This window comes from Bacillus sp. ISL-78 (assembly GCF_018613455.1).
GTDB classification, from domain to species: domain Bacteria; phylum Bacillota; class Bacilli; order Bacillales; family DSM-1321; genus Peribacillus; species Peribacillus frigoritolerans.
On the sequence record NZ_JAGGQC010000018.1, the window covers coordinates 18,110 to 39,283 of the forward strand.

Below are 21,174 nucleotides of genomic sequence, written 5' to 3' on the forward strand. Positions count from 1 at the left end.
AACGATTTTAATAGTTTCTTTTTGCTCCTTCTCAACTTGCTCTTTTGTATGAACCAATTTTTACTTTAGCAAATTTACAAAACGGGTGTTTCATGATAATAAAGTTATTTCTTTAGTGCTAAAGAATTCAAAAAAGGGAAAATGTACGAGAATTATAGGTTTCTATGCAAGACCAACACTAGAATTAAATGATCATGAGATTGACTAAGCTTTTTACCGAAGAACTGTGAATTCATGCACCTTTTGACGCATTTATGCGTATCTGAGAGCTTATTATATCCTAAAGCCATTAGAATATTCAAAAGGGAAAAACATGCATAAAAATCACCTAAACAACACTTTAGCACACTAAATAAGCACTACACTACATTTAAATAATCTTAATTGAGATTGAATGGTAAAACCGCAATTATTACTGGTGGCGCTAATGGAATTGGTTTAGAAGGTAAAGTTATTTGCTAGAGTAGGAGCAAATGTTGCATTAGTTGACTTTAATGAAAAAGCGGGAAAAGAGCGTGAACAAGAGCTTCAAGAAAAATGGGGTAGCATTAAATTTTTCCAAACTTATGTGTCAAATAGGGAAAGTATTGAACATATGGTCCAAAGAGTAATAGGGTACTTTGGACGTATAGATATATTGGTCAACAATGCAGGTATAACAAGGGATTCAAAATTACCCAAAATGAGTGTAGAAGACTTTTTAAAAGTAATTGATGTCAATCATACTGGAGTTTTTCATTGCACACAAGCTTTCCTTCCATATCTGCTGAAGCAAGATAAAGGAAAAATCATTAATACCTCTTCGGTCGCCGGTGTTGGAGGCAATGTTGGACAATCAAATTATTCTGCTGCAAAAGCGGGTGGCATCGATTGACCAAAAACTAGGCAAAGAACTTGGAAGAAAAGGAATAAATGTAAATGCAGTTGCTCCTGGATTTATCGAAACGAATATGATTACTACGATTCCAGAGGAGCTAATCATGCAAATTAAGCTGATAACTTCTAGCCGCGATTAGGAATACCCTTAAACGTAGCCAACGCCTATTTATTTTAGCGTCAGACAAATCTGATTTTGTAAACGGTCATGTATTGAATGTGACTGTGGAATGTTGAAATAATTAGATTTTAGGTAAGTCTGCATAGCTATCAAGCTAACCGAACAAACTACCCCAAAATGAAAAAAACGTTATTCTTTCTGTTGAATTACAAGAAAGGGTGACCTAATCTAAGTGGCATAGAAGTTATGCACATGATTAAAAAAGATCAACTTCATCAACGGATGAAGTCTGCCCAAAATGAAGTTGAATTCATTCATAAGTAATTTGGACTGCTGCTTAATCTCCAAGTTAACAGGATATTGCCCTTCTATGTTTCTAGTGAGTTATTTTCACACCCAGAACATGTAATTGAACAGTCAAGTAGGTTTTATTTCTCTATCAAATGGTTTTTGTACCAGAACCGCAAAAAGGGATTGAAAGGAGCAACAATAATGCTTCAAAGGTTAAGCGATGAATTCTTAATTAATACCTATGTTAAAGCATTAAATTTAGAGATTGATCCAAATTTTATTTCTTTATTAAACGAAGAAATATATAGAAGATTTGGTTCTCATGAAAAACATTTATCAAACTTGAACCTACTTATAAGACAATAAAGCAATGGTAATCATTTTTAGTGTTCGTAAAAGTACACTTTTACGAACGGTTCTTTTTTTTATAAAAACACCTTATTTTCACGTTCGTTAAAGTTGAAAAATCTTTTATGAACGTTCGCGATTTTGCATATACTTTTACGAACACTTTTGGTAGAATAATAGGAAAGTAAGTAGAAAAAGGAGTGAAAAGATGGAAGTTCGTAAATTCGGATACATAAGAGTTAGTAGCAAAGATCAAAATGAAGGACGTCAGCTTCAGGCTATGGAAGAAAAAGGATTAGATGAACGAGATATCTTCCTAGATAAACAAAGTGGGAAAAACTTTGACCGGACTCAATATCAATTATTAAAACGTATGATCCGAAAAGGGGATGTCCTATATATTCATTCACTCGATCGTTTTGGCCGAAACAAGGAGGAAATTCTACAAGAATGGAATGACATCACGAAAAATATCCAAGCAGATATCGTGGTCATGGATATGCCATTGTTGGATACTACTCAATTTAAGGATAGTTTAGGGACCTTCATCGCAGATCTTGTTTTACAAATCCTTTCTTGGATGGCGGAAGAGGAACGGGACCGTATTAGAAAACGGCAGCGTGAAGGAATTGATGTGGCTGTAAAAAATGGTGTGCCCTTTGGCCGACCCAAAACTCAAGTAACTGAAGAGTTTAAAGAAGTCTATGATTTATGGAAATCAGGAGAGATAACAGCTGTGAAGGCCATGGCGGAAATAGGCGTTAAAAAGACGACTTTTTATAAGTTGGTTAAGGATTATGAAAAAGACTTAAAAAAAATCACTATATAATAGAAGAAACTCGTCAAAAAAGTAAGCCTTTGCTTAACAGGACAAAGGCTTTTGTGATAAGTACCTTTAATTGAGTCTACTATTCTGGTAAATATTCTTTATATTTTTCTCTTAAGTAGTATAATCCTTCTTCATTATTCGTCATATTTAATTCCAATTTGTCCTTTAAGTGCTGATATTTACCTTTTGCTTCTTGAATAACTTGATTCCATTCTTTGACCCACACTTCTAGGTTACTATCACTGGATTTGTATAACAATCCCTGTGTTCTGTTATGTTGGTTTAACTCCTTTTTTGTGTATTTATCAAATTTTGTACCTACTAAAATAAACTTCCATTTGGTCTTTTCTTTATCAAAATACATATTTTCTTCTATTGTATAGGCATATTTCTTTATTTGGTTAAGTTCCTTCTCTGTAATAGTACAAGAAGGGCGCTTTAACTCAATAACTAAATTTTCATAATTATCCTGTTCTCCAATGATACATTGTCTTGATAAGCCAATATCAGGTATATCATCTAAACCAGTTAGCTTTGAAAAATCAATTTCTTCTTCAAAGTCTCTTCTTCCCAACTCTTTTATATGTTGTTTAAGAACTTTTTTTAAAGTAACGTCATCATAACTATAGCTATAGTGTTCACCAAATAACCATAATTCATTGAGAAGAATTTTATGCAATTGACTTCTTTCTTTCAATCTCTTATGAAAATTTTCACCATATAAAATTCCCTCAAGCCCATACAAAAATGAAATTCTATTGCTAATTAAATTAGTTGTATTAATTATGGAATCTAAACTTGTTTTTTCCAAAATTGATGCTAATTCATTTTGTTGTTCAGTAGACAGAGTTAAAACTTCAGATAAAATAAATTTGAGACTGGTTGGATTGGTTTCCAAAGCTTCTTTTAAGAGCCTATAAGTTAACTGTTTGGAGTTTTTTGTAGCTTTGCTAAATTCTGGAATAAATTCATTTACCTTATAGGCAAATATATCAAAGACTTGTCTAGTTGCTTTATCAACATCATTTTTTGCTTCGCCTATAAAAGGGTAAATTTTATCATTCTTTATTTTTATCACTTCATTTGAAGCTGCATCTGCTAATCTTTCTCGATATAATTCTTTAATCTTTTTTAGTGCTTCATCTCTTAGTATTATATAACTTTCATCTAATTCTCTAATATCAAACCTATTTTCATCTACCAGTTTACTTATTATATTACTTTTTAAAAAAGCAGTATGGGAAAATGCAGTTGTTCTAACACTAGAAATTTCTTCATCTATACAAATATCTTCTAGACCACAGAGATATAAATTTTTATGTTTACCTGATTTCCATTCAATAATTTTTAAATTCCCTCTTACTATACCTATCGAATCATTCACAGCAGATATTTCGTGTTCAATAACATCCGCGATGGCATTATTAGGTTCAATTAAATAACCATCAATATTTATTTTAATTCCTTATATGCCAAGAGATATGGAGCGAATGTAGCAGTAAGTGCTTGATAAATATCATATGGCTCTGGTAATTTATCAATATTTTCATAGACTAAGTTGGTTATTTTTACTGTAACTCCGGTAGAATTACTATAGAAGGTAGAGGGTTGTGAAATTTCAAATACCTTTAACTGATTCAGTTCACCAGTAATACTAAATTTAATAAATTGGTTTTCTTTCTTTAAAATGCTATGCCACCGTACACTCTCGCCTAAGACAAATGCACTGTATCTTCCTTCACCTTGTTTTCCATGATACTTCCTTCCTTTTGGACTAAATTTATTTTTTGATTTATGAGATCCTCCTAAATTCCCAAAATCAGTTGTAATATGTTCATGGTTTATTCCTATACCGTTGTCAGTTATAACAATAGACTCAATGCCATTTAAACTATTACGCTCTAGAATTATTTCAATTTCTTCTGCATCTGCATCTAATGAATTCCATATCAATTCTTCCAAAGCCTGAATTGGCTTTGTTTTTAATAGTTTTGAAAGATGCTCATTCGTAAGTTGTACTTCGAGTTTTTCGACTGTCATTTCCTTCACCTCTATAAACACAAATTTTTATGTTTTTCTTTTAAATGGGCTAGCTGGATTTTTTATATTGAATTATTTAGTTATGGAAGTTTTCAAAGTGAGATGTTGTTAATGGTTATATTTTACTAATTATATTTATTATACCTCTAATGAATTATATATCCACATGCTTTTGTATATATAACCTGTGTACTTCCGAGTTATTTACAAGACCTACTTGGGTTTAAAGGAAAAGAGCTGTCAAACCAACTAAGAATTTTTGTCTAAGCCCTTCTTTTCTTTTCAAAAACAACAAAGTTTACGAAAACAGAGTTATTTTTTTACGATTTCAGGCTATTTTTAACGCTAATTTTTGGACATTTTTTTCATGTGTTCTCTAATAAAATAAACACTATGGCGTTATATATTTTATAAAGGCGGTAATTAACTGATGGAGAGAAAGAAGTTTGAATTCGTTAAGCCAAAAGTTATAAAGACTATAGAAAAAGATCCCGAGTCAATTTTTAGGGAATTACAGATACCCAACGTGAAAGGACTGTGGTCTCAACAAGCTGATATTCTACGAGAATATTATAATACTTTTAAAACAAAACAGGACGTTGCTATTGAGCTACCGACGGGCACAGGTAAAACACTCATAGGCTTATTAATAGCTGAATATAGGAGAAGATGCTTGCAAGAACGTGTTCTCTACTTATGTCCAACAAGGCAATTAGCAAGACAAGTCTATTTAAAAGCAATAGAATACGGCTTGCCTGCAAGTCTACTTATTGGTCCTCAAAACAAATATCCCGAAGAAGCTTATGGTGATTATGTAACAAACAAATGTGTTGCTATTACTACATATAGTGCCATTTATAATACAAACCCTAAACTTGATGATGCGGATGCAATACTTTTTGATGATGCTCATTCTGCTGAAAACTATATTTCTTCACTTTGGACTGTTGAAATAAAAAGGAAGGAAAATAAAGAAGTTTTTGAGAGCATTATTAAGTTATTCAAAGATGATATATCGGATTATCATTACACTAGGATAATGAGTGAAGATGCAGAATATTACAAGCCAATTTATGATCTAATCCCATACCCTAAATATCTCGAAAAGCTACCTCAATTAATAGAACTCCTTGAAGCCAATATAACTAAATGTGGGGATGCAAAATATCCTTGGTCCAAAATTAATGAAAACTTAGAAGCATGCCAATTGTTTTTCTCTTGGGGAGAAATTAATATTAGACCATTAATCCCACCTACACAGACACATGGGGCTTTTAATAGTGCAAAACAGAGAATTTATATGTCAGCTACTCTAGGAGAAGGTGGAGAGCTAGAAAGAATTACAGGTGTACGAAAAATAAACAAAATACCGATACCTAAGGGCTGGGAGAAATATAGTAATGGAAGAAGGTTAATTTTATTCCCAAATCGTGTTTTTAATCCTGAGGATTCTCTAAATGTGGCTATTGGTGCAATACAAAATCAAGGTAGAGCATTAGTACTTTGTCCGGATAACCGTACTGCCCAGTATTTTATATCAAAAGCAGAAGAAAAATTGCCTGGATACTCTATTTTACAATCATGGGATATTGAAGATAGCTTAGACTCCTTCACAAATAAGAATAAAGCAATTCTTGTTCTAACAAATAGGTATGACGGAATTGATTTATCTGGTGATATTTGTCGTCTGCAGATAGTTTATGGAATGCCCGAAGCAACGAACTTACAAGAAGGATTTTTATGGAATAGATTAAATGCAAATACTGTATTAAGTGAATTAGTAAAAACAAGGATTACTCAAGCGCTTGGGCGTTGCACACGCTCTAGTGATGACTTTGCCAATGTACTAATGTTAGACCCTAATCTTTTAAAGTTTTGCGCAAGCCGTGATAACTTGATCGGTTTCCATCCAGAGATTCAAGCAGAAATTGAATTTGGGCTTGATAACTCAGAAAAAATTGAATCCATTCAACAAATGGTTGATTTTATGAACGATTTCATAAATGATAAAGATTATTATTCTTCTATAAATGATGCAATAACCGAGATACGTGAGGAATACGAAAAAAAGCCCAAAACTGAAGTGAAAAAACTTATTCTTAGTGTTGAGAATGAAATTGATTTTGTGTATGCTCTTTGGAAAATGGAACTTGATAGAGCTCTTGAAAAAGCTAAATCAACTCTTGAAAATTTAAGTGGCGGCAAAGAACTTGATGGTTATCGTGCCTGGTGGTTTTATATTGCCGGTAATGCAGCACATCTAGCTAAAAATTATATATCTATTGACCCGAATTTAGATAAAAATTACTACTCATCAACATTACGGATTACGAGTGGTATTTCTTGGCTATCTGACTTAATCCACTATGTTCCTATAGAGAGCGATGTCCCTAAAATTGACCCATATCTTGCAGCTCAAACAGATAATATTGATACAGTCATAAGCGATCTAGGAATAGTAGGAACAATGTTTGAAAAAAATATGAAGCAGTTGTTGGAATTAATTAATGATGATGATGCTAAGAAGTTTGAAAGTGGACTAGTAAATTTAGGAAGAGTACTTGGTTATGTCTCCTCCAAACCAAATAGTGATACTGCTCCTGATGGAGTATGGATTCTTAGGGATAGAATTCTTGGTTTTGAGGCTAAAACAGAAGAAGATGAGCAAAACCCTGTATATAGTGAAGCGTGTAGACAAGCTGACGGACATAAAAAATGGATACGTGAAAATGTTCCTTTCCCAGATGGATCAACAGTTGAGGTTGCATTAATAAGTCATAAGAGTAAAATACGTAGAGATGCCCTACCACAATCAAGAGGGTTATTTCACATCAATGTATCTGATATAAGAGAATTAGCTTTAAAAACTACAAGTGTATTGAGAAGTATACGTTCTGTAATAGTGAAACAAAAAGGACCAAATTTGTTTCTAAAGGAACATATTAGCAATACCTTATCATCTGAGAAACTTACTTACCGTGATATTGAGGAACTTTTCAAAACGAAATCACTTGACGAATTGAATCATTATTAATTTAAATTAGGGCGTTTTACTAGGATAATCATACTCCATTTTCACTTTACAATCAGGGCGAAACAATAACTTGCAATTATATGGTAAAATGTGGAGTGATAGCTGACTCCTTTATTTAACTATGCCTTCACGAAGCCTAACTTATCTGAACTCATTTCATTTACCCGTAAGTCTAATTACAAGGGGTATGAAATCCTGCGAATAAGTGAGCATTCGAGAGATATTCGCATCAAACTGAGGGAGTTTAAGAAGGGTTCATCAACAGATAAAAGAAATACCATTTCTGGTACTGTTTTTGTTGGTTTAGGAACCCTTCAACAGCTAAAAACTATTGTTTGTGAAATGTTACTTTTGTAATAGTTGGAACATGCTTAATTTGGAGGCTTTCCCTCCCATGTCTCAACGGGTCAATTGCCCTCTCATTCCTTCGTCATGCCTATCCAAGGGGTGGAGGCCAGTTATGCTAACCTTGATGGGTCACAGTGCCCTTTTGTTTAAGAAACCTGGTACTCGTACATATTTGAAATCCTACGAATAAGACAATATTCAAAATTAACGTTAACTATTTTGAATGATACATTCTATATAACTAATTTTTTATTTCTATGCTGCTAATGGGATTAATACTTGGATTTACTTGATTAATAGACATCACGAGACGTTTAACAATCACATCACGATTAGACATTAGAACTCTAAGCTTCTCAAATGATTCTGATGATGGGCGAATAAAGGAATAGTAGCCGTTTTTGACCATATCCGCGATAACGAGCGCATCTTTTTTATCACTCTTCGATTGGGTATTATCACGATTCTCTTTATTCCTTTTTACTAAGTGGGGATTGACTGTTACAACCTCAATGTTTTGGTTATATAACCATTTTGAAAGGTTAATCCAGTAATGGCCTGTAGGCTCCATACCTACTATTGCTGCATCTAAGTTTTTTAATCTTTTTAAATCATGAATCCATTTTAATAATTTAAGGAACCCCTCTTCATTATTTTCAAATGTAAGAGGGTCTCCAACTACAATTCCACGGAAGTTAACTGCTCTTGCAACGTGTAGTTGTTGAGCGATATCCACACCAACAATAAGGTGAGTATCGGAAATTCTTTCTATTAGTTGATTTTTTTTGTCTTGCATTTTAAAATTCATATAAGGGTTCCTCCTAAAGTTTTGAGTTAGAGTGGTGTCTTACTCATATCTTACTGAGGAGCCCTATTTTTTTCAAAGCTGAAAAATAACGAACTACAGGAATGCTAACCTACCCCTTTAGTTTCATAAAAACTGCCTTAAAGACAGCTCCGATCTTAAGCTAACGCACCCTATTGTTTAAGTACATTCTGTCACAAACTTAATATTTTTTACTACCCTATACTGGAATCTTTCCCCCTAGTGGAAAAAAGAAAAGATATACTGCAACAACCCCTTGTTATATCACTATCTGATATATCGATTGTCTAGATAATCACGTACGTCGAGCATCAGAGGTGGATGACTCCTACTTTGTATTTTTTGGGTTAACGGGCGGTAAGCCTTTGAGATACTCTGCATGGCGGCGCACTTCATTTACCCCCAGTGGGCCACCATGACCGAGATAAAATGTGCGGTGGCCGGTTGAAATTAAACGCAGAAGTTGTTCCGCTACCCGATGAGGATCATCTTCAAATGGCGGGCGTATGGCATGGTTTTTCCTTATGATACCGCCAAGTAGAATACCCGAGGCTAAGAGATCACCCACCATAGCTTCTTTCGAATCCAGTTCAACTGAAATAGACCCTGAAGTATGACCCGGTGTGTGGGTAGCTGAGCCAGGTAAGCCGAAACGCCCCAAATCGAAGGCCTGTTTTGTGGAAACCAATAAATCTGGCGTAAATCCCTCATAAGACTGAAGGATGAATCCCGTTTTGAAGAAAAGTCGTGCAAACCGTCCCGTCGCGCAATACGTCATCTCATCTTCCCTACTATAATGCTTGGCGTCACCCTCATGGGCTAGTATGGGAGCTCCAGTAAGATCCCGCAATCTTGCCGCACTGCCGGCATGATCGACATGTGCATGGGTTATGATTATTAGATTGATGTCCTTGAAAGTTAACTTCTCCTTTGTTAAAGCCCTTGCGATTTTCTGCTCGGATCCCGGTATACCGGCATCGACCAAGACGCAACCTTCCGTTCCAATCAGCAAATGGGCGTTCACCATGTGCATTGGAAGAATGGGAATCCGGACAATTTTTACTTTATTCATAAGCGCGTCACCCCTTTTAAAAAATACCGAACCGTTCGGTATTTTTGTGATATCAAAAGTTTTCCGAATATGCCATAGCAATGTTAAAATATAAACAGTTATATTATCGTGGGAACGGGGGTCTGCTTTCATGCGTAAGGGTGAAAAGACACGTCAGCATATTATTGAAAAATCAGCCGAACTGTTTAATCAAAAAGGGTATGCCGGCTCTTCCATACAAGACATCATACAAGTTACAGGATTGACCAAAGGCGGGGTCTATCGGACATTTTCCGGGAAAGACGAAATCGCGCTCGAAGCGTTTGATTATGCCTCTCGGGTTATGACAGAACATTTCTTGAAGGCTGCCGAAAAGGCGGAGACGGCAATCGACAAAATCATGAAGGTATGCGCAGTGTACGAAGATCCTGTTAACCATCCACCAATCGAAGGTGGTTGCCCCTTGCTAAACACGGCGGTGGAGGCGGATGACGGATATCTCCTGCTTAGAGAGAAAGCGGAGGCCGCACATGGTCAATTCACATCATTTATTCAGAGCATATTGGACGAGGGAATCTCCACAGGGGAGCTGTCCACAGGTCTCAATACGGAAGCCATCGCGTCATTCGTGGTTTCTTCCTTAGAAGGCGGGGTAATGGCAAGCCGGTTAACCCGAAACAACAAGCACATCATATTTGTGATTCAGCAGATCAAGCTCGTCCTTTCGTCTCATACAGAAAAGGAAGGAACCACATCCTCCTTGAATAAATAAATCAAAAAAAGGGACATTACCTTAGAAAACAGGTACCGTCCCTTTATTATTTGTATGCTTATTCAACAAAACTGCCCCGTTAGTTCCATCAAAAAAGCTACCTTAAAGACAGCTCTGATTTTAAGCTAACGCAAGTTGAAGATGAAAGTCTGTAAAAAACCTCCCTTAAAAAAGAGAGGGTAACATAATACAGAGTATTAACAGTCAAAAGTCCAGTTTTTTTCTTCCTTGAAGTGGAAAACGAAGAAGATATATGTTATGTTTGGGTCGTTACATAGTATATTTAAAATTGAGGTGTATCAAAATGAATAAAACAGAATTAGTGAAAGCTGTATCAACACAAGCTGAATTGACACAAAAAGAAGCTGCAAAGGCAGTTGATGCGTTATTTGAAACGATTTCTAACACCCTTGCTAAGGAAGAGAAAATTCAATTAATTGGATTTGGTACGTTTGAAGTACGTGAACGTGCAGCAAGAACTGGCCGTAACCCACAAACCGGTGAAGAAATAAGTATTGCTGCTTCTAAAGTTCCAGCCTTTAAACCAGGTAAGGAATTAAAAGAAGCCGTAAAATAAAATTTAAATATATATATTATAATATTGTAAAAATACTCTGGGGATGAGTCTCCAGAGTATATTCTATTTAAACGATGGTTTTCGAGATTGTAGAAATCCAGAGCAGAGAACCGACTATCTACACCAGTAACTTAGCGGATGCAGACTTACACGCTGCCGTGGGGGAAAGAGTCTTTAATTGGTGAGTGTTTTACAAATGTTAAAAGAAGTCAGAAAGTAAAGAAACATTTTTAAACAAAACATGTTTACGAAGTTTTCAATGATGGATATGTAGGTATGTGATTTAATGATAACTACAAAATGAGTTATCTTAAAAAGTATAACGTTGAAGCACAAGAGAGTTTCCTTGTATTAAATAAGCTTTTAGATAGTCACCTAGTAGAAGTAGATTATTGTGGGTTATTCAATTGTTCTTTAGCCATATTAGTTAATCAGTGAGGATAAAGCGCTTACAATAAATTATGATAGAATGCCTTTTCGTAATAATAATCCAACAGCATGTGCACGGTTCTGGGCACCAAGCTTTTTTATCGAAGATTTCACATATTGGTTGATCGTTAACTCACTAATCTCCATGGAAATAGCCATTTCCTTTGCTCTTTCTCCCCATGAAATTCTCCTCATCACTTCTAATTCTCGTTTCGTTAATCCCATACTTGGACGAGGAAGGTCAGATTCCTCCAAAAATTTTCCGATGAGCTTCCCATAATGAGTAAAAGAGGAGAGTAAAGCTTCACCAAAATGAGTCCCTTCTAAAAACTGAGTTGAGCAAATAAATCCAATGACTGTTGTGCCATTGCAAATGGGTACAACAATAATTGAATGAACATTCGACGCAATTATGTACTTGCTGCTCGTTAGCTTCAAGCAATCAATACCAGTACAAAATTTGGCTTTCCTTTCACGGATAGATGATTCAATAATAGGCAAGGAGCGAATATCATCACGCATCTCACTTATATATACCAGTTCGTTAGAGGAGAGGGAGATAATGCCTTCACCAAGATATCCTAACGTGGAGTACCTCGATAAGGTCGCATTAGAAACTGGAAAAAGCTCCACGTATATTTGTAGAATCTGGTACATCTTTTCTTCATGGGACTCTGCTTTTTCAATTTTTTGGATATGATTCTGTATAGTATATAGTGAAACCATCTTTTATCCTCCTTTTTAGGGAACGAGTATATGAAAAAATGGGAATATTCAATTATACAAAACAAATTACAATTTTAGTAGGTATTCCCAATAAATATCAAGAAGGAGGAAGAAGAATATGTTATCAGGTAAAAACTCACAGCTAACAGTTCAGACTATGGAAATGGATGCAGTGGTAGTAGGTGCAGGCTTTTCGGGATTGTATATGCTCCATAGTTTAAGAGAAGCTGGTTACTCAGTACGTGCGTTTGAAACTGGAGACGGTGTCGGTGGGGTCTGGTACTGGAACAGATACCCTGGTGCGCGCTGTGATACCGAAAGTGTTTATTACAATTATACTTTTTCCGATGAACTTTTTCAGGAATGGACATGGTCTTCAAGATACCCTGCGCAGCCGGAAATTTTACGCTATCTTAATTATGTCGCAGATAAGTTTGATTTGCGTAGCGATATTCAATTTAAAACTCGTATTACAGGAGCTCATTATAATGAGGCAGTGGAGAGATGGGATGTCTATACAGATAACGGTGAAAAGATTTCAGCTAAGTATTTCATTTCTGGTGTCGGTTGTCTTTCCGCCTCGAATCTTCCGAGAATAAAAGGGATTGAAAGTTTCGAAGGGGATTGGTATCATACCGGAAATTGGCCGCACGAGAAGGTCGACTTTACAGGGAAAAAGGTAGGTGTAATTGGAACAGGTTCAAGCGGCGTTCAATCAATACCAGAAATTGCGAATGAAGCCGATCTTCTCACGGTGTTCCAGCGCACTCCCCAATATAGCGCACCAGCAAATAATTATCAATATAGTACAGAACAGATGGATGAAATCAAGAAAAACTTTCAACAGTTAAGAACACAAATGCGCGAATCACTATTTGGCATGCCAATTGAGCCTCGTAATCATTCGGCAATGGAAGATACAAATGAGCAAAGGCAAAAGGTTTACGAAGATGCGTGGCAAAAGGGAGGATTTTACCTAGCTAATACCTATAACGATTTATTAACGAATGAAAATTCTAATCATACAATGGCTCAATTTTTTCGCTCAAAAATCGTTAAGATTATCGAAAAACCTACTATAGCTGAAAAGCTTCTGCCAACCTATTATTATGGGACAAAACGTCCGATTTTAGATACGAATTACTATGAAACATATAACCGTGAAAATGTTACATTAATCGATGTGAAGAAATCACCTATTTTGGAAATAACGCCCAAAGGGATTAAGACATCTGATGGAGAATACGAATTAGACATACTCGTTTTTGCGACAGGTTATGACGGCATGACAGGCCCCTTATTTAAAATGGACATTCGTGGAAAAGGGGGGGAGGCACTCAAGGAGAAATGGGCAAACGGAACAGAGACCCGGACATATTTAGGACTTACTACCGCAGGATTTCCTAACTTCTTTATGATCACAGGTCCCGAAAGTCCATCTGTGTTAAGCAATATGCCCGTTTGTATCGAGCAGCATGTGGAATGGATTATAGAATGCATTCAGTATTTGGATAACCATGGTATCGATGTGATTGATGCAAAGGTAGAAGCCGAGGAGGCATGGAGTAAGCATTGCCGTGAGGTGGCTGAGTCTACGCTTTTCATGAAAACGGATTCTTGGTATACAGGAGCAAACATAGAAGGAAAGCCATGCAGATTTCTTATTTATCTTGGCGGAGTTGGCCCATACAGGAAAATATGCGATGGTGTGGCAGAAAAGGGATACGAAGGCTTCACATTACAGTCATCTAAAAATGCGTCAATCTCACCAAATTGATTATAAGAATTCCAAAAGGGGAGAACAAAGAATGAGTATGAAAGGAAAAAATTCGGTGATTACTGGCGCTGGAAGCGGGATAGGCAGGGCAACGGCTGAAAAAATGGCTACTCAAGGTGCAAGTCTTCTCCTTGTCGATTATAATGAGGAAGCCCTTAATGATACAGTTAATCTGATCAAGCTAAAAGGGGGAGAAGCAATCGGAGTCAGAGCAGATGTATCAAACCCTAAAGAGGTGAAGCATTACGTCAATGAGGCAAAACTAAAATTAGGCAGGATTGACTTTTTTCACAATAATGCTGGAGTTTTGCAAAAACCATCGCTCTTGCATGAAACTGAAGAAAGTGAATTTGATCGAATAATGGAGGTAAACGTCAAGGGAGCTTTTCTTGGATTAAAGTATGTGTTGGCAGTAATGGTTGAACAACATTCTGGTGTCATCGTTAATACTTCCTCTCATGCAGGCATTCGCGCTGAGCCAGGTTTAGGTGTATACGCAGCAACAAAGCATGCGTTAGCTGGAATGACGGTAACAGCTGCGAGCGAATATGGTTCCCAAGGTATTCGTGTTAATGCGGTTTGCCCCGGTGGAGTGATGACGAATATGACGGCTGGAATGGTAGACAGAGATCATACAGGCTTTTGTCCAATGCAGCGGCTGGCATCAGCAAGTGAAATTGCGGCAGTTGTGGCCTTCCTATTTTCTGAGGAGGCCACTTATGTAAACGGTGTTCTAATGCCAGTTGATGGTGGTTTATCTGTATAATTTTGTAATCGTTATCATTAAGGGGGTTTTAAGAAATGGAAAACAAAGTCAACAGAGAATTAAAGCAAGTATTAGCTTATCTTCCGGTACTAATCATCTCTAATGAAAGCATAGTCGCCGTTAGACAAGGAATGAAGGAAATGGCTCTTCAAAACGCACCAGCTTCAAACGAATTGATCTCCATGACCGAACGTTTTATACCTGGACCAGCTGGAGACCCTGAGGTTCGCGTCAAAATCTATCAATCTGTTCAAAAATCAGGTAGCGATGCAGGTTTACTTTGGATACATGGTGGAGGATATGTAATAGGAACACCGGAAATGGACGACTTCCTCTGTCAGCGATATGTGTTAGAAGCAAACTGTACGGTTGTCTCGGTTGATTACCGGCTTGCACCTGAACATCCATTTCCTGCACCAGTAGAAGATTGCTATGCTGCATTGAAATGGTTCTCGGATCATGCCGATGAGCTAGGAGTTGATCGGTCCAGAATTGCTATTGCTGGTGCTAGTGCAGGTGGAGGGCTCACAGCTGCCACATCTCTACTAGCAAGAGATCGACAAGGGCCTCCGCTTGTCTTTCAAATGCCCCTTTACCCGATGATTGATGACCGACATATCACTCCTTCTAGTACTGAAGTTCAAGATACAAGGGTATGGAATGAGCAATCTAACCGAAATGCATGGGCAATGTATTTAGGTGAGCAGACTGAGGAAGTATCACCTTATGCAGCCCCAGCACGTGCACTTGACTTAACATGTCTTCCGCCTACTTATACTTGTGTAGGAGACTTAGATCCGTTCCGTGATGAAACGATTGATTACGTTACAAAACTAACAAAAGCAGGAGTTCCTACCGAATTCCACTTATACCCTGGTTGCTTTCATGGGTTTGAAGGATACGCCCCTCATACAGAAATAGGAAAGCGCGCTATCAATCAATACATCGAAGCGTTAAAATATGTTTTTGAAAAGGAGTTGGTGAAAAATAGGAGTTTTTAAGAAGAGAAAAGGAATTAACGAGCTGTTATAGGCAGCTCGTTTGTTTTTTATCGCATTAGGCAGTGTTAACCTAGAGTAAGTTAATCTAAAAAAATGTACAAGAGAATTATTTCTACTCTCAGCGGAAGATTATATTAATAATGCTTAATTTCAAGAGGCAAATAGTAAATGATCCAAGCTACAAAAAAGACTAATTGATTTACGTTACTGGAGAAGCTTTTAGATAATCAATTAGTATTTTTTTGGTGATTAAAAGTTGTCTATTTGGATCCACATCGGATTCCAACATCACAATATCTTGGTGTAATGATAATTTTTTTGAGAAAATGGCAAACATGTTTGTAATGGATGACACTGTATCCCTTAAAGGTATATCTGATCGAATGGAATTATCTATCTCCCCGTCACTAATGATGTTAAAAAATATTTGGGAAACTTCATGAAGTGAGTCATTATAATTTTTTATGTCCTCTAATGGTTCTTCAGACTGTGCGGCAAAGTTTTCAAATGCCTCTAATAATTTTGTAGATTCGCGATCCTTTTCTGGTAACGAGATAAAATAATCAAAGAGTTTTTCTAGTTTTTCAATGCCTGTGATCGGCATGTTCCTTATTTCTTGAAATATAGTGATCCGTGATGAAACAGATCGTGATGCTACTGCGACGATCAACTTTTCCTTCTTTGGGAAATATCGAAACACGGTGGCTATACCAATATTGACCTCCTCAGCAATATCCTGCATCGTTGCCTTCTCAAAGCCCTTTCGGGTAAATACTTGTTCAGCAGCTTCAATAATACTTTGCATTCTTAATTCTTTTCCGGTAAGTCGTTCCTGTTTCCATCTGATTGTGGGTTTCATCTTAAAAACAACCCTTTCGTCCGATTTTAATCGTTTTATGCTATCAAAATACATAAGTATTGTCAATAAAGTCCATTTTTTTTACTAGGTAAGAAAGTATAACTTTTTTTATTTTGAATGGTGTCTAGCTACAGACCCAGCCCCACTAAGTCATTAATCAATCCCATAGAAAAGGGAAGATCGCCTTTTGGTTGGGCTCATCTTATGCTGGTTGGACTAAACTGGGCGCTTGCGCTTTTCTCTTTTTTCTACGGATAGTAATAATGTAGTATATTAAACTTGCTTTTGGATTGATAGTTATACTATCATAATGATAGTTTGACTATCGATTAAGATTTTTTATCAAAATATTTATTTCATTGGCCTATGTTTTAAGAAAAGGGTTAAACATTTGTTAGGAGGATAAGAAAATGGACAACACAAAAAAAGTTGCTTTAATTACAGGGGCAGGCAGCGGCATTGGGCGTGCTAGTAGTATGAAACTCTCTGAGAACGGTTACAAGGTGGTGCTGGTAGATTTCAATAAGGAAACAGGTGAAAAAACGCTGAATTTGATAAAAGAAAAAGGCGGAGAAGGAATCTTTGTACAGGGTAATGTTTCTAATGGCGAAGATGTTAAAAACTACGTAAGAGTAGCAAAAGATACGTATGGCCAAATCGATTTATTTTTTAATAACGCGGGTATCATTCAGAAGTTTGCTTTACTTCAGGATATTGAAGAAGATGAATTTGATCGCCTTGTTAGAGTAAATATTAAGGGTGTTTTCCTTGGATTGAAATATGTATTAAAAGTTATGGAAGGTCAGGGTAGCGGGGTTATCATCAATACTGCTTCTACTGCGGGAATACGTAGCGAACACAGTATGAGTGTTTACTCAGCCACAAAACATGCTGTGGTAGGGTTAACAAAATCAGCAGCACTTGAATACGTCAAGAAAGGGATTCGTGTAAACGCTATTTGTCCAGGTGGTGTAGTAACTGGAATTACAGATAGCGTCACTAGATCATTTGAACAGCTTGGGGCTTATATCCCTGAAGAGCTACCGAATATGAGGATTGGCAGATATGCAGAACCCCAAGAAATTGCAAAAGTTGTTTTATTCTTGGCATCTGAAGGGGCGAGTTATATGACGGGTTCCACTGTTTTAGTAGACGGTGGATTAACCTTGTAGATTTTCTTGCTATATTAATAGAATCACTCAAAAAAGGTAGATAGATTGTAGTTCATTGGACTTGAAAGTATAAAATAATATTTAAGACTGAAAGGGTGTTATATAATGGGGCGTTTAGATGGAAAAGTAGCAATTATCACAGGTGCAGCTATGGGGCAAGGCGCAGCAGAAGCCAAATTATTTGCCAAAGAAGGCGCTAAAGTTGTAGCAACCGATGTCCAGGAAGTTGTACTTCAACAACTTGTCGATGAAATAAACGATATGGGTGGAGAGGCAATTGCCATTAAACATAATGTCGCTTCTGAGGAAGAATGGAAGGGTGTTGTAAACAAGGCAATTGAAACATTTGGAAAAGTAGATGTCCTTGTAAATAATGCGGGTGTTAGTGAGCCTAAAACGTTATTGAATATAACAATGGAGCAGTGGAATAAAGTAATGGATATCAACTTAACAGGCTGTGTATTAGGAATGAAAAATACAATTCCTGAAATGCAGAAAGTTGGCGGGGGATCCGTTATTAATATTTCTTCAATCGGCGGTATTGTAGGTATGGCTGGAACAAGCCCTTACACTGCAGCTAAGGGTGCATTACGTTCTTTATCAAAAGCAGCGGCAGTCGAATATTCGAAGGAAAATGTCCGCGTCAATTCTGTTCATCCAGGTATTATAGTTACACCAATGATTGAAGAGCACCTCGACGAACAATCCAAACAATATTTTACAAGCTTTACTCAATTACCTCGTTTAGGTCAGCCAGATGATATTGCTTATGGAGTTCTATATTTGGCATCTGATGAATCTGCTTTTATGACTGGTTCAGAATTAGTCATTGACGGTGGTTGGACTGCACTTTAAGTATCAGGATTAATGATAAACCGGTATCGTTTTAGAAAATGATACCGGTTTTAATTAATGCTCGTGGTCAAAACCATTCGTCAAGTCTAAAAATTTGATATGTGGTTTCTCTGCATGTCAGGTGAATGGCTGCTGTAGCCCATTAAGAAAGGTTTTGCAACTATTTCCAATCAGGGTTATCGCGTTATGGAACGAACAGGGCCTGATTTCCACCTACAAAAAAGGATAGAGCCTATAGGCTTCTATCCCTTTTTGTTCTATGGTTTTACTAATATAAAATGATTTACCTGTTATTTTAAATTTTGAACTTCAAATAAAACACCATCTAACTCTTTTGCCGCTTTTGTAAGTGTTGGCGCATCAAGCGGGGAAGACGTTGCACCAGCTTCTATTGTGTGAAGGGGAGTTTCGACCTTACCATATAGATCCGGGCTTTTAGCTTTCACGTCGTCTTCAAATGTTTGCCAAGATTCCTCAAGCTTCGCTCCACTTTCTTTTACTTTTGTAGCATCCTTGGCTTTTAGCTGTGCATTTAGGTCAGCAATCGTTTGTTTCATATCTTTCGCGCCATCACTAATGGAAACAGATTTTGGAGAAGACTGTTCGGTTTTCTTGGTTTCATCAGCTTTCTTTTCGTTATTGGTACCGCAAGCAGTTAAGCTTAATGCAGCTACTACGATGATAGGAACTAGTAATTTACGAGATTTCAATTTTGTTACCTCCGGTATGTACTTTTATTTTACTATCTTTTCTTTTATTTAAAAGTGCTGCAATAACAGCAATTATAAGTAAGATCACCTGAGGGATAATACTTTCCCAGGTTGAATATACACCGAAAAAGTCAATGCTATGGATGGGTGCTTGAGTTGCCGGTAATAACCCGGCAAGCTGCAACCCATGAATCCCCATGCCAGCAAACTTAATGCATAGGTAGAACATCAAAATGCTTGATACGAGGAAGAATGGGCGCATTGGAATTTTCAAACCTACCTTGAGTATGAGGTATGAAACAATTACAAGGATGATCAGCCCAATGGCAATCCCTAGTAAAAGCGTTGCAAACTTAATGGAAGCAGCCATCCCGATAAAGAATAGGACAGTCTCTGTTCCTTCACGAAAAACAGCCAGGAAGGAAAGAATGGCTAGGGAGAACAAGCTACCGGTATCAAGTGCTTTTGTACTTTGTGTCCGAATATATCGTTGCCATTCAGCAAGACTTGATTTACTGTGAAGCCAATAACTCATATATAGAAGCATCACTGCTGCAAATATCCCTGTCCAGCCGGATATCAAAAAATTGTTACTGCCGAATGTACCAGCAGAAAATAATAGGTTTACAATTACGCCAAGTACAAGGCTTACTCCAAGTCCAGCTCCTACTCCGTACCAGATCCATTTACTTTTCGCTTCATGGCCAGCTTTTCTCAAAAATCCAAGCAAAGCCACCACTACAAGTAATCCTTCCAATCCTTCGCGAAGAAGAATGGTCGTTGCATCAAGCATCGTATAACTTGTCTTTGCTACCAGTGGAGAGAGGTAATCACGCATACCTTCAATCGTTTTTTTTGCACCTAGTACATCTGGGTGATTGGAGGATAGCATGGCGTAGCTAGCAACCATATCCCTTTCTGCATTACCATATATCTTTGAGGACTGAGTAAGGACAATTCCCTCGACATTTAACCATGATTTTCGGAACTTCTCTATGTCCCCTCTTGCGCCTTCGATATCATTATCATTAATCTTCGAAAGAGACTGATTTAGCAGTGTCACAAGTTCTGCTACATTTCCAGTGGTACCTGAATTTTTACCACTTTTAGATGAAGAAGAATACTTACCCTCTATAAACTTTTGGTTGGTCTCTTTTAATCTAATAAGTGCATTTTTTAATTTCTCATTATCCACAGGCTGCTGAGCAAAAGCGAACTGAGCTTGACCCATGTTATCTTCAATATCATGATAGGCCGGCTGAGAATGGTTTTTCACTCCATCTTCAATTGAAATCCAAGTAGATGTAAAGGTTTTGTATTGCTTAAAAGCTTCCTTTGTGTCCCCCTTATCCACAGATTGGATAGTTTCTACAATTATCTCATTTGCCTTTTTCATATCATCGGATGCATTAGCTGCAAAACTATTTATTGGTAAAATGACAAAAGCTGTGAGTAAAATTAAAAAAGTCGTAACTAACTTGCTTTTCATAAAGGCCCCCTATGGAATGAAAAGTATCTTGTTATGTATAAATAATTTTTATAATCAGTAATGAAAATCATTATCAATTATATTTATAGAAACTATACGTTCTTTATTAATGGATGTCAATAATATTTTGATATGAAGGAGTTTACTAATGCAAAAGTTAAAAATCCCTATAACACCAAAAATGTCTGATAGAACGGATGTTAGGTTGATATTAGCATCTTGAAGAATTTTGTGAATGCGGTTCTGCTCTGATGTGCGATGATGAATCAATTTTTTT

General features: G+C 36.8%; 18 protein-coding genes and 3 pseudogenes. 12 read left to right on the forward strand and 9 right to left on the reverse strand.

Going from position 1 to position 21,174, the window contains the following annotated elements:
- Positions 1–384 precede the first annotated feature (384 nt).
- The 4 genes and pseudogenes from J7I96_RS17620 (at position 385) to J7I96_RS17630 (ending at position 2,465) form a co-directional block, all read left to right on the forward strand.
- A pseudogene (locus tag J7I96_RS17620) lies at positions 385–1,113 on the forward strand (SDR family NAD(P)-dependent oxidoreductase).
- Between the two features lie 112 nt (positions 1,114–1,225).
- Positions 1,226–1,321, forward strand: a pseudogene (locus J7I96_RS28085) (IS6 family transposase); the annotation flags it as partial.
- A gap of 168 nt (positions 1,322–1,489) precedes the next feature.
- A complete protein-coding gene (locus J7I96_RS17625) occupies positions 1,490–1,654 on the forward strand; it encodes a sporulation histidine kinase inhibitor Sda (protein WP_214922347.1) in 165 nt (54 codons plus the stop codon).
- Between the two features lie 190 nt (positions 1,655–1,844).
- Positions 1,845–2,465: a recombinase family protein gene (locus tag J7I96_RS17630; RefSeq protein WP_214922345.1), complete on the forward strand. Its 621-nt coding sequence runs from the start codon at positions 1,845–1,847 to the stop codon at positions 2,463–2,465.
- A 79-nt stretch (positions 2,466–2,544) separates the two neighbouring features.
- On the opposite strand, the gene J7I96_RS17635 is transcribed toward J7I96_RS17630, so the two are convergent.
- Both J7I96_RS17635 and J7I96_RS17640 read right to left on the reverse strand, forming a co-directional pair.
- The gene (locus J7I96_RS17635) at positions 2,545–3,849 is read right to left on the reverse strand and encodes a hypothetical protein (RefSeq protein ID WP_214922343.1); all 1,305 of its coding nucleotides are present in this window, start codon (positions 3,847–3,849) and stop codon (positions 2,545–2,547) included.
- A 68-nt stretch (positions 3,850–3,917) separates the two neighbouring features.
- On the reverse strand, positions 3,918–4,505 hold the full coding sequence (locus tag J7I96_RS17640) for an ATP-binding protein (RefSeq protein WP_214922341.1): 588 nt from the start codon (positions 4,503–4,505) through the stop codon (positions 3,918–3,920).
- 430 nt (positions 4,506–4,935) lie between these two features.
- Between J7I96_RS17640 and J7I96_RS17645 the strand changes: the two genes are divergently transcribed.
- The gene (locus J7I96_RS17645) at positions 4,936–7,539 is read left to right on the forward strand and encodes a DEAD/DEAH box helicase family protein (protein ID WP_214922339.1); all 2,604 of its coding nucleotides are present in this window, start codon (positions 4,936–4,938) and stop codon (positions 7,537–7,539) included.
- Positions 7,540–8,170: 631 nt separating this feature from the next.
- Here the strand turns inward: J7I96_RS17645 and J7I96_RS17650 are convergent.
- Both J7I96_RS17650 and J7I96_RS17655 read right to left on the reverse strand, forming a co-directional pair.
- A pseudogene (locus J7I96_RS17650) lies at positions 8,171–8,695 on the reverse strand (IS110 family transposase); the annotation flags it as partial.
- A 346-nt stretch (positions 8,696–9,041) separates the two neighbouring features.
- A complete protein-coding gene (locus J7I96_RS17655) occupies positions 9,042–9,746 on the reverse strand; it encodes an MBL fold metallo-hydrolase (RefSeq protein WP_251029191.1) in 705 nt (234 codons plus the stop codon).
- Positions 9,747–9,915: 169 nt separating this feature from the next.
- On the opposite strand from J7I96_RS17655, the gene J7I96_RS17660 reads away from it, so the two are divergent.
- Positions 9,916–10,536, forward strand: coding sequence for a TetR/AcrR family transcriptional regulator (locus tag J7I96_RS17660; protein ID WP_214922335.1), 621 nt, complete (start codon positions 9,916–9,918; stop codon positions 10,534–10,536).
- Positions 10,537–10,840: 304 nt separating this feature from the next.
- Positions 10,841–11,113: an HU family DNA-binding protein gene (locus J7I96_RS17665; protein WP_214922333.1), complete on the forward strand. Its 273-nt coding sequence runs from the start codon at positions 10,841–10,843 to the stop codon at positions 11,111–11,113.
- Positions 11,114–11,572: 459 nt separating this feature from the next.
- Here the strand turns inward: J7I96_RS17665 and J7I96_RS17670 are convergent, their stop codons facing one another.
- Positions 11,573–12,268 carry a helix-turn-helix transcriptional regulator gene (locus J7I96_RS17670; RefSeq protein WP_214922332.1) on the reverse strand — a complete coding sequence of 232 codons (696 nt, stop codon included), beginning with the start codon at positions 12,266–12,268 and terminating at the stop codon, positions 11,573–11,575.
- Between the two features lie 118 nt (positions 12,269–12,386).
- Between J7I96_RS17670 and J7I96_RS17675 the strand changes: the two genes are divergently transcribed.
- Genes J7I96_RS17675 through J7I96_RS17685 form a run of 3 tightly spaced genes read left to right on the forward strand, consistent with a single transcriptional unit; the run spans position 12,387 to position 15,812 of the window.
- Positions 12,387–14,045, forward strand: a complete 1,659-nt coding sequence (locus J7I96_RS17675) for a flavin-containing monooxygenase (RefSeq protein ID WP_214922330.1) — start codon at positions 12,387–12,389, stop codon at positions 14,043–14,045.
- 31 nt (positions 14,046–14,076) lie between these two features.
- Positions 14,077–14,811, forward strand: a complete 735-nt coding sequence (locus J7I96_RS17680; protein WP_214922329.1) for an SDR family NAD(P)-dependent oxidoreductase — start codon at positions 14,077–14,079, stop codon at positions 14,809–14,811.
- 35 nt (positions 14,812–14,846) lie between these two features.
- Positions 14,847–15,812, forward strand: a complete 966-nt coding sequence (locus J7I96_RS17685) for an alpha/beta hydrolase (protein ID WP_214922327.1) — start codon at positions 14,847–14,849, stop codon at positions 15,810–15,812.
- Positions 15,813–16,011: 199 nt separating this feature from the next.
- Here the strand turns inward: J7I96_RS17685 and J7I96_RS17690 are convergent, their stop codons facing one another.
- The gene (locus J7I96_RS17690; protein ID WP_214922325.1) at positions 16,012–16,671 is read right to left on the reverse strand and encodes a TetR/AcrR family transcriptional regulator; all 660 of its coding nucleotides are present in this window, start codon (positions 16,669–16,671) and stop codon (positions 16,012–16,014) included.
- Positions 16,672–17,081: 410 nt separating this feature from the next.
- Here J7I96_RS17690 and J7I96_RS17695 point away from each other — a divergent pair, with 410 nt between their 5' ends.
- Together J7I96_RS17695 and J7I96_RS17700 are read left to right on the forward strand one after the other, a co-directional pair.
- Positions 17,082–17,843, forward strand: a complete 762-nt coding sequence (locus J7I96_RS17695; protein WP_214922323.1) for an SDR family NAD(P)-dependent oxidoreductase — start codon at positions 17,082–17,084, stop codon at positions 17,841–17,843.
- A gap of 105 nt (positions 17,844–17,948) precedes the next feature.
- Positions 17,949–18,698, forward strand: coding sequence for an SDR family NAD(P)-dependent oxidoreductase (locus J7I96_RS17700; RefSeq protein WP_214922321.1), 750 nt, complete (start codon positions 17,949–17,951; stop codon positions 18,696–18,698).
- A 290-nt stretch (positions 18,699–18,988) separates the two neighbouring features.
- Here the strand turns inward: J7I96_RS17700 and J7I96_RS17705 are convergent, their stop codons facing one another.
- The 3 genes from J7I96_RS17705 to J7I96_RS17715 form a co-directional block, all read right to left on the reverse strand.
- Complete coding sequence (locus J7I96_RS17705) at positions 18,989–19,408, reverse strand: hypothetical protein (RefSeq protein WP_214922319.1); 420 nt, start codon at positions 19,406–19,408, stop codon at positions 18,989–18,991.
- On the reverse strand, positions 19,395–20,897 hold the full coding sequence (locus J7I96_RS17710; RefSeq protein WP_214922317.1) for an FTR1 family iron permease: 1,503 nt from the start codon (positions 20,895–20,897) through the stop codon (positions 19,395–19,397). Before J7I96_RS17710 ends, J7I96_RS17705 begins: the two co-directional genes overlap by 14 nt.
- Before the next feature lie 54 nt (positions 20,898–20,951).
- Positions 20,952–21,174, reverse strand: a 223-nt coding sequence (locus J7I96_RS17715; RefSeq protein ID WP_215048098.1) for a hypothetical protein, incomplete at its 5' end; no start/stop codon positions are given.